This window comes from Pseudomonas sp. R-28-1W-6, from assembly GCF_009799925.1.
Classification (GTDB): Bacteria; Pseudomonadota; Gammaproteobacteria; order Pseudomonadales; family Pseudomonadaceae; genus Aquipseudomonas.
This window is the reverse complement of the sequence record NZ_WELK01000011.1, coordinates 86,065-105,169: the sequence shown is the minus strand read 5'-3', so window position 1 is coordinate 105,169 and position 19,105 is coordinate 86,065. Positions and strand designations below refer to the sequence as shown.

Annotated in this window: 17 protein-coding genes; 12 read left to right on the top strand and 5 right to left on the bottom strand. The window is 65.8% G+C overall.

Features of this window, described 5'->3' with window-relative positions:
• Positions 1-48 precede the first annotated feature (48 nt).
• The 5 genes from eat to F3I62_RS17260 all read left to right on the top strand — a co-directional run bounded on the left by eat (position 49) and on the right by F3I62_RS17260 (position 4,709).
• Positions 49-1,422, top strand: a complete 1,374-nt coding sequence (gene eat / locus F3I62_RS17280) for an ethanolamine permease (RefSeq protein ID WP_160490880.1) — start codon at positions 49-51, stop codon at positions 1,420-1,422.
• Positions 1,423-1,497: 75 nt separating this feature from the next.
• Positions 1,498-2,892, top strand: coding sequence for an ethanolamine ammonia-lyase subunit EutB (locus F3I62_RS17275; protein WP_160490879.1), 1,395 nt, complete (start codon positions 1,498-1,500; stop codon positions 2,890-2,892).
• Entirely contained in the window at positions 2,892-3,653 is a 762-nt protein-coding gene (gene eutC, locus F3I62_RS17270; protein WP_160490878.1) for an ethanolamine ammonia-lyase subunit EutC, read from the top strand. Before F3I62_RS17275 ends, eutC begins: the two co-directional genes overlap by 1 nt.
• Before the next feature lie 51 nt (positions 3,654-3,704).
• A complete protein-coding gene (locus tag F3I62_RS17265) occupies positions 3,705-3,872 on the top strand; it encodes a DUF2897 family protein (protein ID WP_160490877.1) in 168 nt (55 codons plus the stop codon).
• A 78-nt stretch (positions 3,873-3,950) separates the two neighbouring features.
• Positions 3,951-4,709 (top strand): CPBP family intramembrane glutamic endopeptidase, encoded by a 759-nt coding sequence (locus tag F3I62_RS17260; protein WP_160490876.1) that lies wholly within the window; start codon positions 3,951-3,953, stop codon positions 4,707-4,709.
• Here F3I62_RS17260 and F3I62_RS17255 read toward each other — a convergent pair.
• The 3 genes from F3I62_RS17255 to F3I62_RS17245 all read right to left on the bottom strand — a co-directional run bounded on the left by F3I62_RS17255 (position 4,660) and on the right by F3I62_RS17245 (position 7,065).
• Positions 4,660-5,481: a substrate-binding periplasmic protein gene (locus F3I62_RS17255; protein ID WP_372240149.1), complete on the bottom strand. Its 822-nt coding sequence runs from the start codon at positions 5,479-5,481 to the stop codon at positions 4,660-4,662. The two genes, F3I62_RS17260 and F3I62_RS17255, sit on opposite strands and share 50 nt — an antisense overlap.
• A 46-nt stretch (positions 5,482-5,527) precedes the next feature.
• Positions 5,528-6,274 carry an ABC transporter substrate-binding protein gene (locus F3I62_RS17250; RefSeq protein ID WP_160490915.1) on the bottom strand — a complete coding sequence of 249 codons (747 nt, stop codon included), beginning with the start codon at positions 6,272-6,274 and terminating at the stop codon, positions 5,528-5,530.
• A 167-nt stretch (positions 6,275-6,441) separates the two neighbouring features.
• Positions 6,442-7,065 carry a TetR/AcrR family transcriptional regulator gene (locus F3I62_RS17245; protein ID WP_218572917.1) on the bottom strand — a complete coding sequence of 208 codons (624 nt, stop codon included), beginning with the start codon at positions 7,063-7,065 and terminating at the stop codon, positions 6,442-6,444.
• A 191-nt stretch (positions 7,066-7,256) separates the two neighbouring features.
• Here F3I62_RS17245 and F3I62_RS17240 point away from each other — a divergent pair, with 191 nt between their 5' ends.
• The 7 genes from F3I62_RS17240 (at position 7,257) to F3I62_RS17210 (ending at position 16,553) form a co-directional block, all read left to right on the top strand.
• A complete protein-coding gene (locus F3I62_RS17240) occupies positions 7,257-9,044 on the top strand; it encodes an acyclic terpene utilization AtuA family protein (protein WP_160490875.1) in 1,788 nt (595 codons plus the stop codon).
• Between the two features lie 14 nt (positions 9,045-9,058).
• Complete coding sequence (locus F3I62_RS17235) at positions 9,059-9,931, top strand: SDR family oxidoreductase (RefSeq protein WP_160490874.1); 873 nt, start codon at positions 9,059-9,061, stop codon at positions 9,929-9,931.
• A gap of 4 nt (positions 9,932-9,935) precedes the next feature.
• A complete protein-coding gene (gene atuC / locus F3I62_RS17230; RefSeq protein ID WP_160490873.1) occupies positions 9,936-11,552 on the top strand; it encodes a geranyl-CoA carboxylase subunit beta in 1,617 nt (538 codons plus the stop codon).
• A 19-nt stretch (positions 11,553-11,571) separates the two neighbouring features.
• Complete coding sequence (atuD, locus tag F3I62_RS17225) at positions 11,572-12,732, top strand: citronellyl-CoA dehydrogenase (protein ID WP_160490872.1); 1,161 nt, start codon at positions 11,572-11,574, stop codon at positions 12,730-12,732.
• 105 nt (positions 12,733-12,837) lie between these two features.
• Positions 12,838-13,647: an enoyl-CoA hydratase/isomerase family protein gene (locus tag F3I62_RS17220; RefSeq protein WP_160490871.1), complete on the top strand. Its 810-nt coding sequence runs from the start codon at positions 12,838-12,840 to the stop codon at positions 13,645-13,647.
• A gap of 19 nt (positions 13,648-13,666) precedes the next feature.
• Positions 13,667-15,655, top strand: a complete 1,989-nt coding sequence (gene atuF, locus F3I62_RS17215) for a geranyl-CoA carboxylase subunit apha (protein WP_160490870.1) — start codon at positions 13,667-13,669, stop codon at positions 15,653-15,655.
• Positions 15,656-15,734: 79 nt separating this feature from the next.
• The gene (locus tag F3I62_RS17210) at positions 15,735-16,553 is read left to right on the top strand and encodes an NAD(P)-dependent oxidoreductase (protein WP_160490869.1); all 819 of its coding nucleotides are present in this window, start codon (positions 15,735-15,737) and stop codon (positions 16,551-16,553) included.
• Between the two features lie 126 nt (positions 16,554-16,679).
• Here the strand turns inward: F3I62_RS17210 and F3I62_RS17205 are convergent, their stop codons facing one another.
• Both F3I62_RS17205 and F3I62_RS17200 read right to left on the bottom strand, forming a co-directional pair.
• Complete coding sequence (locus F3I62_RS17205) at positions 16,680-18,266, bottom strand: mechanosensitive ion channel domain-containing protein (RefSeq protein WP_160490913.1); 1,587 nt, start codon at positions 18,264-18,266, stop codon at positions 16,680-16,682.
• 180 nt (positions 18,267-18,446) lie between these two features.
• Complete coding sequence (locus tag F3I62_RS17200) at positions 18,447-18,971, bottom strand: hypothetical protein (RefSeq protein WP_160490868.1); 525 nt, start codon at positions 18,969-18,971, stop codon at positions 18,447-18,449.
• Between the last annotated feature and the right edge of the window lie 134 nt (positions 18,972-19,105).

The following is a 19,105-nucleotide window of genomic DNA, read 5'->3' as shown; positions in this document are numbered from 1 at the left end:
AGTGCACTGCATCGCCCATCTCAGGTTGAATGCACAGGGGAACAGCGCATGACCACACAACTCAAAGCCAGCCTCGGCACCCTGCACCTCTGGGGTATCGCCGTCGGTCTGGTGATTTCCGGGGAATATTTCGGCTGGAGCTACGGCTGGGGCGTGGCGGGAACCCTCGGGTTCCTGATCACCGCGCTGATGGTGGCGGCCATGTACACCTGCTTCATCTTCAGCTTCACCGAGCTGACCACCGCCATTCCCCATGCCGGCGGCCCGTTCGCCTACAGCCGCCGCGCCTTCGGCGAGAAAGGCGGGCTGATCGCCGGCCTGGCCACGCTGATCGAGTTCGTCTTCGCCCCGCCGGCCATCGCCATGGCCATCGGCGCCTACCTCAACGTGCAGTTTCCCGGGCTCGATCCGAAGCACGCGGCGGTCGGTGCCTACCTCATCTTCATGGGCCTGAATATCGTCGGGGTGAGCATCGCCGCCACCTTCGAGCTGGTGGTGACCGTGCTGGCCGTGGCCGAACTGCTGGTGTTCATGGGCGTGGTCGCACCGGGCTTCAGCTTCAGCAATTTCGTGCTCAATGGCTGGGCCGGCAGCAACGACTTCGGCCTGCCGGCGATTTCCGGGATCTTCGCCGCCATCCCCTTCGCCATCTGGTTCTTCCTCGCCATCGAGGGCGCGGCAATGGCCGCCGAGGAAGCCAAGGACCCCAAGCGCACCATTCCCAAGGCCTACCTGAGCGGCATCCTGACCCTGGTCGCGCTGGCGCTCGGGGTGATGATCATGGCCGGCGGCGTCGGCGACTGGACCGCCCTGTCCAATATCAACGACCCGCTGCCACAGGCCATGAAGACCGTGGTCGGCGAAAACTCCGGCTGGCTGCATATGCTGGTGTGGATCGGCCTGTTCGGCCTGGTGGCCAGCTTCCACGGCATCATCCTCGGCTACTCGCGGCAGTTCTTCGCCCTGGCCCGCGCCGGCTACCTGCCCAAGGGCCTGGCCAAGCTGTCGCGCTTCCACACCCCGCACCGGGCGATCCTCGCCGGCGGCGTGGTCGGCATCGCGGCGATCTACAGCGACGGCCTGATCAACCTGCAGGGCATGAGCCTGACCGCGGCGATGATCACCATGAGCGTGTTCGGCGCCATCGTCATGTACATCATGAGCATGCTCAGCCTGTTCAAGCTGCGCCAGAGCGAGCCGAACCTGGAGCGCAGCTTCATGGCCCCGGGCTACCCGCTGGTACCGGGCATCGCCCTGGCCCTGGCGCTGGTCTGCCTGGTTGCCATGGCCTGGTTCAACACCACCATCGGCCTGATCTTCCTCGGTTTCATGGCGGTCGGCTTCGCCTACTTCCAGCTCACCGCCCGGCAACGCGCCGATGCGCCGAGCGATGTGCTGCTGACCGGTGAAGCCGCAACCTAAAAGCTCTATGCTGCAACCCGAGCCCCGGCATGCCGGGGCTCGTTTTTTCACTCGTACACTCGGCTGGAGCCCGCCATGCCCTTCCAGACCACCGTCGGCAGCCAGGTCTATCGCTTCGCCGACCTCAAGACCCTGCTGGCCAAGGCTAGCCCGGCGCGCTCCGGCGACTACCTGGCCGGCCTCGCCGCCGCCACCTACGAAGAACGCATGGCGGCCAAGCTGGCCCTGGCCGACGTGCCGCTGAAAGCCTTCCTCAACGAGGCGCTGATTCCCTACGAGCAGGACGAAGTCACCCGCCTGATCATCGACCGCCACGACGCGCGCGCCTTCGCCCCGATCAGCCACCTGACCGTCGGCGACCTGCGCGACTGGCTGCTGCTCGACAGCAGCGACAGTGCCACCCTGAGCGCCGTGGCCATGGGCCTGACCCCGGAGATGGTGGCCGCGGTGAGCAAGCTGATGCGCAACCAGGACCTGATCCTGGTGGCGAAGAAGTGCCGGGTGATCACCCGCTTTCGCAACACCATCGGCCTGCCCGGCCATCTCTCGGTGCGCCTGCAGCCCAACCACCCCACCGACGACGTGCGCGGCATCGCCGCCAGCCTGCTCGACGGCCTGCTGTATGGCTCAGGCGACGCCACCGTCGGGATCAACCCGGCCAGCGACTCGCTGCCGACCCTGATGCGCCTGTGGCAGATGATGGACGAGGTGCGCCAGCACTTCGACATCCCCATGCAGAGCTGCGTGCTCACCCACGTCACCACGCAGATCCAGGCTATCGAGGCCGGCGCGCCGATCGACCTGGTGTTCCAGTCGATCGCCGGCAGCGAGAAGACCAACGCCAGCTTCGGCGTGTCGCTGGCCATCCTCAAGGAAGCCCACGAGGCGGCGCAGAGCCTCAAGCGCGGCACAATCGGCGACAACCTGATGTACTTCGAGACCGGCCAGGGCAGCGCGCTGTCGGCCGGCGGCCACCATGGCGTCGACCAGCAGACCTGCGAGGCCCGCGCCTATGCCGTGGCCCGCGAGTTCAGGCCGCTGCTGGTCAATACCGTGGTCGGCTTCATCGGCCCGGAGTACCTGTACGACGGCAAGCAGATCATCCGTGCGGGGCTGGAAGACCACTTCTGCGCCAAGCTGTTGGGCCTGCCGATGGGCTGCGACGTGTGCTACACCAACCATGCCGAAGCCGACCAGGACGACATGGACAGCCTGCTGACCCTGCTCGGCGCGGCCGGCATCAGCTTCATCATGGGCATCCCCGGCGCCGACGACATCATGCTCAACTACCAGAGCACCTCGTTCCACGATGCGCTGTACCTGCGCTCGCTGCTGGGCCTCAAGCGTGCCCCGGAATTCGATGCCTGGCTGACCCGCATGGCGATCACCGAGCCTTGCGGCGCGCTGCGCGAGATCGGCCGCGGCCACCACCTGCTCAAACAACTGCCCTTCGTTTCGGGAGCCGCCTGATGAGCGACCAGGACCTGACGCAACACAACCCCTGGGACGAACTGCGCGCGCACACCTCGGCACGCATCGCCCTGGGCCGGGTCGGTTCGAGCCTGCCGACCCGCGAAGTGCTCAAGTTCGGCCTGGCCCACGCCCAGGCCCGCGACGCCGTGCACCGCCCGCTGGACTTCGCCGAACTCAAGCAGCAGCTGCGCCATGCCGGCTTCCGCACCCTGCAGGTGCACAGCAATGCCGCCGACCGGCAGACCTACCTGCTGCGCCCGGACCATGGCCGCCACCTCAGCGAGGAATGCCGCGTGCGCCTGCTGCACGAACTGGCCGCACCCGAGCTGGCCATCGTCCTCGCCGACGGCTTGTCCTCGGTGGCCATCCAGCGCCATGCCCTGCCCCTGCTCGAGCTGTTTCGTGAGCGTTTCGATACGGACTGGGCCAACACCCCGGTGGTGCTGGCCGAGCAGGGCCGCGTGGCGATTGGCGACGGCATCGGCGAAGCCCTGCGCGCGCGCCTGGTCATCGTGCTGATCGGCGAACGGCCGGGGCTGAGCTCGCCAGACAGCCTGGGCATCTACCTCACCTACCAGCCGCGGCCGGGCATGATGGACAGCCAGCGCAACTGCATCTCCAACGTGCGCCCCGAGGGCCTGCCCTATGCCCTGGCCGCGCACAAGCTGGAGTTCCTCGCCCGCCAGGCCCTGCGCCTGCAGCTGTCCGGGGTCGAGCTGAAGGACGACAGCGGCCTGCAAAGCGTGCTGGGCAACTGACAGGCATTGCGTACGGGGTTATGGTGGAACTCTTAACCGAAGGAGAATCCCATGCCCTGGTACGCCTGGTTGATCATGATCCTGGCGCTTGGCTCGATCGTCGGCAGCCTGATGCTGCTGCGCGACAGCGCGCGCAAGCTGCCGCTGAGCGAGGAACAGCTCAAGCGCATCCATGAGCGAAATGTCGAGCAGGATGCCAAGGACGCCAAAGACCGCTAAGCACGGTCCACCTGCCGCCGAATATCCGCTACTCGTCCCGCCCCGGATGGCATCCGGGCCACGCCACAAGGATGTCGAATGCCGCTGCACCTGCGCCTGCTGCTACCGGTGATCGCCCTCGGCCTGGGCCTGGCACTGGGCTTTATCCAGCCACCGGGCCTGCTGTTTGCCATCCTGCTGATCGGCTGGCTGCTGTTTGCCGGTCCCTACCTGCCGCACTGGCTGTGGTGGTCGGGCAGCCTGCTCGCCGGCATCGCCCTGGCCGCCCACCTGCTGCCCGGCTTCCAGCCCGTCGAGCTGTGGCCACCACGGCGAATCAGTACGGATGCCCTGCCCTACGCACTGCGCCTGTCCTGGGACAAGCTGCTGCTCGGCCTGACCCTGCTGGCCTGGTGGCTGGGCCAGCCGTCACGCGCACGACACTTGGGCGCGCGCGTTTGGCTGGTCATGGGCCTGACCTTGCTGCTGGTGCCGCTTCTGGCGTGGGGCGTGGGGCTGCTGGCCTGGCAGCCGAAGTGGCCGCAGGACCTGGGGCTATGGCTGGCGGTGAACCTGGGGGTGGCCGTGCTGGCCGAAGAGTTGCTGTTCCGTGCCTGGCTGCAACCGCAGCTGATCAAACTGCTGGGCCTGTGGCCGGGGCTGCTGCTGACCGCCGCGCTGTTCGGCGCCGCGCATATCCCGTTCAGCCCGCTATTCGCCCTGGTCGCCGCCCTGGCCGGCCTCGGCTACGGCCTGGTGTTCCACTGCAGCGGGCGCCTGAGCCTGGCCATCGCCCTGCACGGGGCGGTCAATCTGCTGCATCTGCTGTTGCTGAGCTACCCGCTACGCGTGGCTTGACCTCGATGCCATAGGGCGCGAACACACGGGTCAGCTGGCCGTTGACGCGCAACTGCTGCATCAGCTGGCGAAAGCGCTCGGCGCTGATCGGCGCCTGCGGCCGCAGGATCGCATAATGCCGGTAGACCTGATCCACCCACTCGGAAACCAGCAGCTGCTCACGCACCTCGGGGTTTTCATGCAGATAGGCGCCCAGCCACGAGCGGGTGATCGGCGCCACATCGGCACGCCCGCGCAGCACCATGTTCAGGTTGCTTTCATGGGAATAGGTCAGCTTGGCCTGGAAGTTTTCCTCCAGCCAGAGCGGATCGTTGTTGAAACCGGCAAAGCCGTAGTGGTAGCCGTTGAACAAGGCCATGCGCTTGTCCATCAGGTTTTCGAAGTAGCGTTGGTCGCGCCCCTGCTGCACCCGGGCGATGAAGATCTCGGCATCTTCCAGGCCCAGGTCAATGCGCGCCCCGGGTATGCCCTGCCAGCCCCAGTCCGGGTTCTCGAAGATGGCCATGTCGATGCGGCCCTGCTGCAAATCGCCGAAGCGCCGATTCAGCGAAGTGGCCCGCAGGACGAACTGGTAGTCGCCCTGGATCTGGTTGAGCGCCGCGACCAGCTCGCTGAGCAGGCCCTGCTGCACGCCCTGCTCCGGCTTGATCACGTAGGGCGGGAAATGCACGGCCGCGATCTGCACGGTTTGCGCGGCCATGGCCGTGCCACCGCCCATGCCGAGCAGTACCAGCAGACAGGCTTGCCAGCGTCCGCGACCCCAAAGCTCCATACTGACCCCACCGACAACTTTCCTTCGCCAAGCCTAGCCCAGCGTGTCACAGCTGCATAGGGTCGGCCTGCTCCAGCGCGGCGTCCGTGGTGGCGTGCAGCTGATAGCGTTCGAGCAACTGCGCCAGCCGGCCACTGGCCTGCAGGCGAGCCAGCAGCTCGGCCAGCGCCTGCGCCCCGAGCGGGCCGTTGCGGCGCAGCAGGGCATGGTGGTGGTAGACCTGATCGGTGCGCGCGGACACCAGCAGCTGCTCGCGCTCCTGCGGGTTGCTCTGCTGGTACAGGTGCAGGTAGGAGCGCGGCACCACGCTGAGGTCGGCGCGACCATGCAGCAGCATGCGCAGGTTGCTGTCGTGGGAATAGGTCAGCACGGCCTTGAAGGTACGGGTGAGATAGTCCTGGTCCGCATTGAAACCGGCGAAGCCGTAGTGATAGCCGTTGTACAGGGCCATGCGCTTGCCCTTGAGGCTGGCGAAATAGTCCTGGCCACGGCCGGGCTCGGCGCGGGCGACATACACCTCTGCATCGCTGATGTGCAGGTCGAGCTTGTCCAGCTCGACGCCCTGCCAGCCCCAGTTTGGCGACTCGAACAGGATCAGGTCATAGCGCCCCTGGGTGAAATCCCGGTAACGCCGGGTGACCGAGGTCGGCAGCAGCTCGAAGCGGTAGTCGTCCTGGGCCGCGTTCAGCGCCGCCAGCAGCTCGGGCAGCAGGCCACCGGGCGCCGGGTTCTCCGGCTTGGTCACATAAGGCGGGAAATGATAGGCGCCGACCCGTACCAGTTGCGCGGCCATGGCGGGTGGCAGCAGACACAGGCTCAGCGTGAGCAGCAATAGGCGGGCAAGCACAGACAACGCGAACACCTCGAGCGGGAGCAGGCACCATGGGCAACAACGCTACAGCCAACCACGTCCCTGTTCCCGCACATTCGCGGGGCTACCTGCAGCTTAGCCCATCTGGCTCAACCTTCCTTGATCACCAGCGCCAGGGCTTCCTCGGCCAGCTGGTCGAGGCTCATCTTGCCGTCCGGGCGGAACCAGGTGGTGGTCCAGCTCAGCGCACCGGTGAGGAAGCGCCGCAGGATGAAGGGGTCGCCCTTGACGTAGCCGGCCGCGCGGGCCTCGCCGAGCACGTTCAGCCAGATCTGCTCGTAGGCATCGCGCAGCTCCAGGATATGCGCCCGCCCCTCTTCCGACAGCGAGCGCCATTCGTACACCAGCACGCCCATGGCCTCGCCGGTGCCGCCCATGATCGACTGCAGCTCGCAGCGGATCAGCGCCAGTACCCGCTCGCGCAGGCTGCCGGCATCGGCCAGGGCGGCGTGCATCAGCGCGGTGTTGTAGCGCACCGTTTCCTCCATCACCGAGCGGAGGATTTCGTCCTTGCTCTTGAAGTGGTGAAAGATGCTACCGGACTGGATGCCCACCGCGCCGGCCAGGTCGCGCACCGTGGTGCGCTCGTAGCCCTTGCTGCGAAACAGGTGGGCGGCAGTCTGCAGCAGCTTGCCGCGGGCACTTTCCGGGTCAGTCACCTGGCCGCTGGCTACCAGTTGCTGCATCACGGCGCGAGCCTTGTGATCGTCCAAACGTGTTTCTCCGGCTAAACAGAAGGCAGGGCTGTGATTGCCTGCATGAATAAGGCTGATATGGACGAAATTTACGGCGCTCAAGCCACCCAAGCAAGCGCTTGGGTAAAAAGTTGCCACCAAGACTTTTAAACCAAGCGCTTGCTTGGTAATGTTTCACCACCTTATCCGCGTCGATGGAACCACCCACCATGAGCAAGACCGTCCGCATCGGCTGTGCCTCCGCCTTCTGGGGCGATACCTCCAGCGCCGCCGCCCAGCTGGTTCGCGGCACCGAGCTGGACTACCTGGTATTCGACTACCTGGCCGAAGTGACCATGTCGATCATGGCCGGGGCACGGATGAAGAAACCGGACGAAGGCTACGCCACCGACTTCGTCGAAGTGCTCGCGCCGCTGCTCGGCGAGATCGCCGCGAAGAACATCCGCGTGATCAGCAACGCCGGCGGGGTCAACCCCAGCGCCTGCGCCGCGGCCCTGTCCGCTGCCTGCGCCAAGGCCGGTGTCGAGTTGAAGATCGCCGTGCTGCATGGCGATAACCTGCAACCCAAGCTAGGCGAACTGGTCAAGGCCGGCACCGTGGAGATGTTCACGGGCGCCGCGCTGCCGCCGATGTGCGTATCGGTCAACGCCTACCTCGGCGCGCCGGGCATTGTCGAAGCGCTGAAGCTCGGTGCCGACATCGTCATCACCGGCCGCGTGGTCGACAGCGCGGTGGTCAGCGCGGCCCTGGTGCACGAATTCAACTGGGCCTGGAACGACTACGACAAGCTGGCCCAGGCCGCCCTGGCCGGCCATATCATCGAATGCGGCGCACAATGCACCGGCGGCAACTTCACCGACTGGCGCGACGTACCGGACTACGAACATATCGGCTTCCCGGTAGTGGAAGTCGCCGCCGACGGCAGTTTCGTGGTCGGCAAGCCCGAAGGCACCGGCGGTCTGGTCAGCACCCTGTCGGTCGGTGAGCAGATGCTCTACGAAATCGGCGACCCACGCGCCTACTACCTGCCCGACGTGATCTGCGACTTCACTCAGGTCGAGCTGACGCAGGTCGGCGCCAACCGCGTCGAGCTGAAAGGCGCCCGCGGCCTGCCGCCGACCAATCAATACAAGGTCAGTGCCACCCACCCGGACGGCTTCCGCTGCACCGCCAGCTGTCTGCTGGCCGGCATCGACGCAGTAGCCAAGGCCGAGCGGGTCAGCCAGGCGATCATCGCCAAGACCGAGGAGATGTTCGCCGCACGCGGCTGGGGGCCCTACAAAGAGGTGTGCATCGAATTGCTCGGCTCCGAGGCCACTTATGGTTCGCGTGGCCAGCGCCGCGACACCCGCGAAGTGGTGGTCAAGATCGGCGTGCGCCATGCCAAGAAGGAAGCCCTGGTGCTGTTCTCCCGCGAGATCGCCCAGGCCGCCACCGGCATGGCGCCGGGCCTGACCGGCATAGTCGGCGGGCGCCCCACCGTGTACCCGGTGATCCGCCTGTTCAGCTTCCTGGTGGACAAGAGCGCCTGCAGCCTGGAAGTGGAGCTCAACGGTGAGCGCAGCCCGCTCGCCCTGCCCCAGCTGGATGCCTTCAGCCCGGCGCAGATCGCCGCCGACGTCACTGTGCCAGCCGCCAGCGGCCAGGCCGACGCCAGGGTGCCGCTGATCAAGCTGGCCGTGGCCCGCTCCGGTGACAAGGGCAACCACAGCAATATCGGCGTGATGGCCAGAAAGCCCGAGTATCTGGCCTGGATCGCGGCTGCACTGAGTGAAGGCGCCGTGGCCGAATGGATGCAGCACGTGCTTGACGGCCAGACCGGCAAGGTCAGCCGCTGGTACCTGCCGGGCAGCCACAGTCTCAACTTCCTGTTGGAGAACGCCCTGGGCGGCGGCGGCGTGGCCAGCCTGCGTATCGACCCGCAGGGCAAGGCCTTCGCCCAGCAGTTGCTGGAGTTCCCGATTCCGGTGCCGCGCGCACTGGCTGACAGCCTGTAACAAGGACAACAACAATGGCATACGACTCAGTGTTCAAACCCGGCCTGTTCAGCGGCCAGACCATCCTGGTCACCGGCGGCGGCAGCGGCATCGGTCGCTGCGTGGCCCACGAACTGGCCCACCTGGGCGCCCATGTGGTGCTGGTCGGGCGCAAGCTGGAGAAGCTGGAAAAGACCGCCGGCGAAATCGCCGAAGACGGCGGCAGCGCCAGCTTTGCCGTGTGCGACATCCGCGAGGAAGACGCGGTCAAGGCCATGGTCAAGGCGGTGATCGCCGAGCGAGGGCCGATCCACCACCTGGTCAACAACGCCGGCGGCCAGTTTCCCGCGCCACTGGTGTCGATCAACCAGAAGGGCTTCGAGACCGTGGTCAGAACCAACCTGGTCGGCGGCTTCCTGATCGCCCGCGAAGTCTTCACCCAGAGCATGAGCAAGACCGGCGGCAGCATCGTCAACATGCTCGCCGACATGTGGGGCGGCATGCCCGGCATGGGCCACTCCGGCGCCGCCCGCGCCGGCATGGAGAACTTCACCAAGACCGCCGCCTACGAGTGGGGCCACGCCGGCGTGCGGGTCAACGCCGTGGCGCCGGGCTGGATCGCCTCCAGCGGCATGGACACCTACCCGGAATCCATGAAGAACATGATCCGCAACCTCAAGGACCACGTGCCGCTGCAGCGCATCGGCACCGAGTCGGAAGTGGCGGCGGCCATCGTCTTCCTGCTCTCCCCCGGCGCCAACTTCATCAGCGGCAACACCATCCGCATCGACGGCGCGGCCAGCCAGGGCACCCGTGCCTGGACGCTGGGCAAGGCGAAGAACAGCGAGTCCTACAACGGCTTCCACCGGGCCTATGTGCCCGAAGTACTGAAAGACCAGGGAGAGTGATGCGATGCCGGTGATTCAGTCCGAACTCGACGTCCACGGCGACAGCTTCGCGCAGAACCGCGAGGCCATGCTGGCGACCATCGCCAGCTTCCGCGACGTCGAACAGAAGGTGCTGGACAAGGCCGCCGAGGCCAAGCCCAAGTTCATCAAGCGCGGCCAGTTGCTGCCGCGCGAGCGCATCAACCTGCTGCTCGATTCCGGCGCGCCGTTCCTCGAACTGGCCTCGCTGGCCGGCTACAAGTTGCACGACGACAAGGACGGCACCCAGGCCGGCGGCGGCATCATTGCCGGCATCGGCTACGTGGCCGGCGTGCGCTGCCTGGTGATCGCCAACAACAGCGCGATCAAGGGCGGCACCATCTCGCCCACGGGGCTGAAGAAATCCCTGCGCCTGCAGCAGATCGCCGTGGAAAACAAACTGCCGGTGATCACCCTGGCCGAGAGCGGCGGCGCCAACCTCAACTACGCTGCCGACATCTTCGTCGAAGGCGCGCGCGGCTTCGCCAACCAGGCGCGCATGTCGGCCATGGGCCTGCCGCAGATCACTGTGGTGCATGGCTCCAGCACCGCCGGCGGCGCCTATCAGCCGGGCTTGTCCGACTACGTGGTGGTGGTGCGCGGCAAGGCCAAGATGTTCCTCGCCGGCCCGCCGCTGCTCAAGGCCGCCACCGGCGAAGTGGCCACCGACGAGGAGCTGGGCGGTGCGGAGATGCACGCTCAGGTCGCCGGCACCGCCGAATACCTGGCCGAGAACGACGCCGACGGCGTGCGCATCGCTCGTGAGATCGCCGGCCTTCTGCCGTGGAACGCACAGCTACCGGCACGCCCGGCCAAGACCTGGAGCGAGCCGCTGTACCCGGCCGAAGAGCTGCTCGGCATCGTCCCGGCCGACGCCAAGAAGCCCTACGACGTGCGCGAGATCATCGCCCGCATCGCTGACGGCTCGCAGTTCCTCGACTTCAAGAACGAGTTCGACAGCCAGACCGTCTGCGGTCACCTGGCCATCGAAGGCCAGCCCTGCGGTTTCATCGGCAACAACGGGCCGATCACCCCGCGCGGCGCGGCCAAGGCGGCGCAATTCATCCAGCTGTGCGACCAGAGCAACACGCCGATCCTGTTCTTCCACAACACCACCGGCTTCATGGTCGGCACCGAGTCGGAACAGAACGGCGTGATCAAGCACGGCTCCAAGCTGATCCAGGCGGTGGCCAACGCCCGCGTGCCGAAACTGACCATCGTCGTCGGCGGCTCCTACGGTGCCGGCAACTACGCCATGTGCGGTAGAGGGCTTGATCCGCGCTTTATCTTCGCCTGGCCCAACAGCAAGACCGCGGTGATGGGCGGCGCCCAGGCCGGCAAGGTGCTGCGCATCGTCACCGAGGACAAGCACCGCAAGGAAGGCAAGGAAGCCGACCCGAAGATGCTCGACATGCTGGAAATGGCCACCGCGCAGAAGCTCGACAGCCAGTCCACCGCGCTGTACGGCACTGCCAGCCTGTGGGACGACGGCCTGATCGACCCGCGTGATACGCGCAAGCTGCTCGGCTTCCTGCTGGACATCTGCGCAGAAGCAGAAGTACGCCCTCTCAAATCCAACTCGTTCGGCGTCGCCCGCCTGTAACCCTTCGGAGAACAACAAGATGATCTTTACCCAGGAACACGAAGAACTCCGCCGCACGGTGCGCAACTTCGTCGACAAGGAAATCAACCCGCACGTCGACGAGTGGGAAAAGGCCGGAAAATTCCCCATCCACGAGATCTTCAAGATGGCCGGTGACCTCGGCCTGCTCGGCATCTCCAAGCCGGAGAAATTCGGCGGCATGGGCCTGGACTACAGCTACTCGATCGTCGCCGCCGAAGAGTTCGGCACCATTCGCTGCGGCGGCATCCCGATGTCGATCGGTGTGCAGACCGACATGTGCACCCCGGCCCTGGCGCGCTTCGGCTCCGACGAACTGCGCGAGGAATTTCTCAAGCCGGCGATTGCCGGCGACATGGTCGGCTGCATCGGCGTCTCCGAAGTCGGTGCCGGTTCCGACGTCGCCGGGTTGAAGACCACCGCGCGCAAGGACGGCGACGACTATGTGATCAACGGCAGCAAGATGTGGATCACCAACTCCCCTAGCGCCGACTTCATGTGCCTGCTGGCCAACACCAGTGACGACAAGCCGCACGTCAACAAGTCGCTGATCGTGGTGCCGATGAACACCCCGGGGGTGAGCGTCAGCCCGCACCTGGACAAGCTCGGCATGCGCAGCTCGGAAACCGCCCAGGTGTTCCTCGACAACGTGCGCGTACCGCAGCGCAACCGCATCGGCCATGAGGGCGCCGGCTTCATGATGCAGATGCTGCAGTTCCAGGAAGAGCGCCTGTTCGGCGCGGCCAACATGATCAAGGGCCTGGAATACTGCGTCGACAGCACCATCGAGTACTGCAAGGAACGCCAGACCTTCGGCGCGCCTTTGATCGACAACCAGGTCATCCACTTCCGCCTGGCCGAGCTGCAGACCGAGATCGAATGCCTGCGCGCGCTGGTCTACCAGGCCACAGAGATGTACGTGAAGGGCCGCGACGTGACCAAGCTGGCCTCCATGGCCAAGCTCAAGGCCGGACGCCTCGGCCGTGAAGTGTCCGACGCCTGCCTGCAGTACTGGGGCGGCATGGGCTTCATGTGGGACAACCCGGTGTCGCGCGCCTACCGCGACGTGCGCCTGGTCTCCATCGGCGGCGGTGCCGACGAGATCATGCTGGGCATCATCTGCAAGCTGATGGGCATCCTGCCGGGTAAAAAGAAGGGTTGATCCGTAGGGTGGATGTCGCTCTTTACATCCACCAAGACACCGCACGGTGGATCGGTAAAGCGTGATCCACCCTACGACCCGCCCTACTTCAATGGAGCGCTAACGATGTCTCTACCAAACACCGAAACCCTGCTGCTGGAACTGGTCGAAGGCGTGCTCTACGTCACCCTCAACCGCCCGGACAGCCGCAATGCCATGAGCCTGGCGATGGTCGAGGAACTGCGCGCGGTGCTGCGTGCGGTACGCGGCGACCAGGCCGTGCGCGCCCTGGTGCTGCGCGGCGCCGACGGCCATTTCTGCGCCGGCGGCGATATCAAGGACATGGCCGGTGCGCGGGCACGCTCTCAAGGTGAAGGGGGTGGCGACGCCTACCGCGAGCTGAACCGCGCCTTCGGCAGCCTGCTGGAAGAGGCCCAGTACGCGCCACAGGTGCTGGTCGCCGTGCTGGAAGGCGCAGTGCTCGGCGGTGGCTTCGGCCTGGCCTGCGTCTCCGACATTGCCATCGCACACCAGGGCGCCAAGTTCGGTCTGCCGGAAACCAGCCTGGGCATTCTGCCGGCGCAGATCGCCCCGTTCGTGGTCAAGCGCATCGGCCTGACCCAGGCCCGTCGCCTGGCCCTCACCGCTGCCCGCTTCAACGGTGCCGAAGCCCTGCGCCTGGGCCTGGTGCATTTCAGCGAAGCCGACGACCAGGCCGTGGTCGACCGCCTCGCCGAATGCCTGCAGCAGGTTCGCCAGTGCGCCCCCGGCGCCAACGCGGCGACCAAGGCACTGCTGCTGGCCACCGAGACGGAAAACCTCGGCAGCCTGCTCGACCACGCCGCCGGCCAGTTCGCCGAGGCGGTGCTGGGCAGCGAAGGTGCGGAAGGCACCATGGCCTTCGTGCAGAAGCGCAAGCCCTCCTGGGCTCAATAACAACAGTAGGAGCACGACGATGCCCGCCTTCAACAAGATCCTCATCGCCAACCGTGGCGAGATCGCCTGCCGGGTGATGCGCACCGCGCAGGCCCTGGGCTACCGCACCGTGGCGGTATACTCCACCGCCGACGCCGGCGCGCGCCATGTGCAGCTGGCCGACGAGGCCGTGTGCATCGGCCCGGCCCAGGTCAATCAGTCGTACCTGGTGATCGACAACATCATCAAAGCGGCGCAGAAGACCGGCGCCGACGCGATCCACCCCGGCTACGGCTTTCTCTCCGAGAACGCCGACTTCGCCCGCGCCTGCGAGGCGGCCGGCATCGTCTTTATCGGCCCGACCGTGGAAGCCATCCACCTGATGGGCAGCAAGCGCCTGTCGAAGATCGCCATGCTCGAAGCCGGCGTGCCGTGCATCCCCGGCTACGAGGGCGCCGCGCAGGACGACGAGACCCTGACCCGCCAAGCCCAGCACATCGGCTACCCGCTGATGATCAAGGCCAGTGCCGGTGGCGGTGGCCGCGGCATGCGCCTGGTGCACGAGGCCGGCGAATTGCTGGCGCAGATCCGCACCGCCCGCTCCGAGGCGCAGAACGCCTTCGGCTCCGGCGAGCTGATTCTCGAGCGCGCGGTGATCCGCCCACGCCATGTGGAAATCCAGGTATTCGGCGACCAGCACGGCAACATCGTGTATCTGGGCGAGCGCGACTGCTCGGTGCAGCGCCGCCACCAGAAAGTGGTCGAGGAAGCGCCCTGCCCGGTGATGACGCCCGAGCTGCGTAAAGCCATGGGCGAGGCGGCAGTGAAGGCCGCGGCCTCGGTCAACTATGTCGGCGCCGGCACCGTGGAGTTCCTGCTGGATCAGAGCGGCGAATTCTTCTTTCTGGAAATGAACACCCGCCTGCAAGTCGAGCATCCGGTCACCGAGCTGATCACCGGCCAGGACCTGGTGGCCTGGCAGATCCGCGCCGCCGAGGGCCAGCAGCTGCCGCTCAAGCAGGACGAGATCCACCTCACCGGCCACGCCATGGAGGTGCGTCTGTATGCCGAGGACTCGGCGCACAACTTCCTGCCGCAGACCGGCGCAGTGCTGCGCTGGGAACCGGCGCTGCTCGATGGCATCCGCATCGACCACGGCCTGGTCGAAGGCCAGGCCGTCACCCCGTTCTACGACCCGATGCTGGCCAAGGTCATCGCCTACGGTGCCACCCGTGACGAAGCCCGGCGCAAGCTGGCGCGTGCGGTCGAGGACTGCGTGCTGCTGGGCGTCAATGGCAACCAGCGCTTCCTCGCCAACCTGCTCAAGCACCCGGAATTCGCCGCCGGCAGCGCCACCACGGCGTTTATCGGTGAGCACTTCGCCGACGACCCGAGCCTGACGCCGCAAGCACCGGCTGCCGCCGAGCTGGCCAGTGCCGCCGCCCTGCTCTACCAGGCCTCGGCCAACGCGCGCGCGCACCAGGGCGGCCTGGCCGGCTGGCGCAACGCCGGCGGCGCGCCCTGGCACTTCGTGCTCAAGCAGGGTGAGCAGAAACACGTGGTGGAACTGCAAGTGCTGGAGTCCGGCGCCCAGCCACTGCTGCGCGCCCAGGTCGGCGACAGCCAGGTCGAACTGCGCCTGCTGGCCAGCGACGGCCGCTGGGCCAGCCTGGAACTGGATGGCATCCGCCAGCGCCGCGCCTATCACCTGGCCGGCGAGCAGGTATGGCTGTACGGCCATGCCGGCAACCTGGAACTGACCGACGTCACCCACGAACCGGCCGGCGGGCAGAACGCCGCCAGCTCGGGCACGGTCAAGGCGCCGATGGATGGGGCGATCGTCGAAGTGCTGGTCAGCGAAGGTCAGCAGGTCAGCAAGGGCCAGCTGCTGGTGGTGCTGGAAGCGATGAAGATGGAGCACCCGCTCAAGGCCGGCATCGATGGCGTGATCCGCCGAGTCCAGGTCAGCCAGGGCGACCAGGTGAAGAACCGCCAATTGCTGGTGGAAGTCGAAGCCGCAGAAACCTGAAACCGTAGGGTGCGCCGTGCGCACCAGAGTCCCCATGGTGCGCACGGCGCACCCTACGCAATGCACAAGGAACCTCCCCATGTCCCTGCAAGGCAAAACCCTGTTCATCACCGGCGCCAGCCGTGGCATCGGCCGCGAGATCGCCCTCAAGGCCGCAGCCCAGGGCGCCAATATAGTGATCGCCGCCAAGAGCGCCGAGGCCCATGCCAAGCTGCCGGGCACCATCCACTCGGTGGCCGCCGAGGTCGAGGCCGCCGGCGGCAAGGCCCTGGCCCTGCAACTGGACGTGCGTGACGAAGAAGCGGTGAAGGCCGCCATGGCCCAGGCCGCGGCCCACTTCGGCGGCATCGACGCGCTGGTCAACAACGCCGGCGCCATCCGCCTCAAGGGCGTCGAGCACCTGGAGCCCAAACGCTTCGACCTGATGTTCCAGATCAACAGCCGCGCGGTGATGGTCTGCAGCCAGGCAGCCCTGCCCTACCTCAAGCAGAGCAAGGGCCACATCCTCAGCCTGTCGCCGCCGCTCAACCTCGACCCCAAGTGGTTCGCCAGCTACGCCCCCTACACCACCACCAAGTACGGCATGAGCATGCTGACCCTAGGCATGCACGAGGAATTCAGGAAATACGGCATCAGCGTCAACTCGCTGTGGCCGAAGACGGTGATCGCCACCGCCGCCATCGAGTTCGAGGCCGGCGGCCCGGCGGTGATGAAGGCCGCGCGCCTGCCGGCGATCATGGCCGACGCCGCCTGCGCCATCCTCGCCAGCAGCGAACGCACGATCAGTGGACGCCTGCTGATCGACGAGGAAATCCTCCGCGAACAGGGCCAGAGCGACTTCGAGCAGTACCGCTTTGATCCGACCGGCAAGCTGATGACCGATCTGTTCGTCGACTGACGCACCAATCCGGATACTGACCGACAGGGCTCTGGTGCTGGCCAGCATCGCCCACGGGCTGTAGCGGCAACGCAGCTCGACTTTCAACGGCCTGCCAAGCAAGCCCATTGGCCAGTGCAACGGCTCTCAGGCGCTCGGTGGTTCGCGCCGTGCTGGCTCCGGATACCACTGCTCCGGAGGCACCACCTTGGCATTCCGTGGATCGGTGATGTAGTGCGGCGACATGATCTGCACGCCGTATTCGTTGAACACATCCTGGATACTGGCATGCAGCGCAGTGAGCAGCTGCACGCGCGGTTGCGGCTGGGGGGAAATGACCTGGGCCACCAGCCGATATTCGGGGTAATAGTCGGACAAGGCCATCTGGAAGACCTGCGGCGCAGGGTTGGCGACGATTCCGGGAGTACGCCGCGCCGCCTCGATGAGCATGGCTTCCACCTGCCGCCAGGGTGTGTCATAGCCGATGGTGACCTGGGTATCGACCACGTAACCGGAACCCTGCACGGCACGCGAGTAGTTCTTGGTCACCGAGCCGGTGATCATCGAATTGGGCAACGTCAACACCTCGCCCAGACCGGTACGAATACGGGTGGTGAACATGCCCATCTCGATCACCGTGCCTTCGTACTCGCCGATCCGCACATACTCACCCAGCCTCAGGGTATGGGTATAGGTCAGAATCAGCCCAGAAGCGGCCTGCCCCACCACGCTGGACGCGCCCAGCGAGATCATCAGGCCGATCAGCACCGAGAGTCCCTTGAAGGCCTCGGTTCCAGCCCCCGGCAAGTAGGGGTAGGCCATGGCCAGGGCAAACAGCCAGATGCCCAGGGCGGTCAAGCGCGAAGTGGGCTGCAGGGTTTCGCTGTTCAGCCAGGACAGGTTGCTGCCTGGCATGGCAAGACGCCTGAGCAGGCGCTGGGCGAAACCACTGACCCCACGCGCGATGAAGAAAATCGCGACTGCAATGCCCAGACCGGGCATGGCGCCGATCATGCTATCGAACAGGTAACGGGCGACACCCAACAGGTAGTCATTCAGGTTTTCGCCCCATGGCCGCGTGTAGGGGAAGCACGACAGAACAAAACTCAGCCACTCATAGCCCAGCAGCACGATGATCAGCCAACGCACAAGGATCAGGATACGAGTGACCAGCGGATAGAGCTGCCGCGAGTCAATCACCTGGGCACCACCCAGTTTCAGTTCCTCGGCCTTCTGCTGCATCACCGCCGCAAGCACATGCCGCACCTTGGTCTGCAGGAAATAGATCAACCGCACCAACGCGGCGAACAGCAGAGTTGCCAGCACGGAATAGAACGTCGCCAGGAGCATGAAATTCACATCGCGACTTTCCCGGGTCTCGCTCACCACCAGGCGCAGATTGGCAGCGGCGGCTTCGGCAGCCTGCCGTGCAGAATCCTGCAGCACGGGATCGATATCTCCAGGCGTCACGATGAAAGCACGGCGGCCATCGAGCAAGACGATGTAGCTTGCTTGGATCGCCTGCAGCGTCACCGATAAATCACCACTGCTCTGCAGCACCTCGTTGATCGCAGCATGGGCACGCGCGGCACGCACTTGCGGTGTTTCGCCAAGCAATGCGGAGCGGAAAGTCAGGATAGTGCGATTGGCGACCTTTAGCGGTGCACCACTCTCGCTACGGCTGAAGGCATTCTCTGCGTTGTGAGTATCTGCCCCCGCTAAAGCCGGCAACATCAGCAACACGGCCAAAGCACAGCCCACAGCGGCGTCCAGTAATCTTCGCATCAGGGAATCTCCTTGCATTTCCACTAATAACGCAGGAAGCCTTCATTACTGCATGAGTCATATCCAACGGCTGTAGAGGACGCAGCCAGGGGCCAACATCTCATATCCAAGGATGCCATGCACGATCGACTAGTGACGGAACTCGAACTGCATCTCGGCGCCTTCCACCGAGTCCCAGTAGTCCTTACTCTGCTCGTTGGTGATCAGCCGGCCATTGAGCTGGAACGGCCCCGGCTCGGCTGGCCTCTCGCCGAACAGCGGAGGCAGCAGAGGCTCGGACGGCAACTCCGCCAACGGCTCGTCCAACTCCATCTGTTCGACCAACTCGGCGGGCAGGCGCAGATCCAGCCTGACTGTAGGCGACTGGGGATTTACCGACGGGACGCGGTCCTTGTCGGCCTTCGCTCGGTTTACCGGAGCAAGCGGCAGTTTGTCCGCCGGCACCAGGCGAACATCCGCCTGGCTCTGCGGCATGACTGATTTGGCCAGCGCAGCGGGCGCGCTAGCGGCAACGACACTCGACTCGCCCGCCGGGTTGGTCGCCGGCTCGATTTCCGGTGACGCCGGTACCGGCTTGGGCGACGTGGGTGGCTCATCGCAAGCGGACAACAGGCCCAGAGTCAGCAGCAGGAGGGTTATACGCAAAGCGGTCATGGCGGCAGGGTCGAGACAGGATGCTTTATGCTCGCCCCTGCCCGCCGTTCTGGCAAGCAGGCTACTCTGCCACCGTCCAACTGTGGTTCTCAGCGCCCGCTTGGGGCTTCAGAAGCCGGCATTTCGCCGGGCTG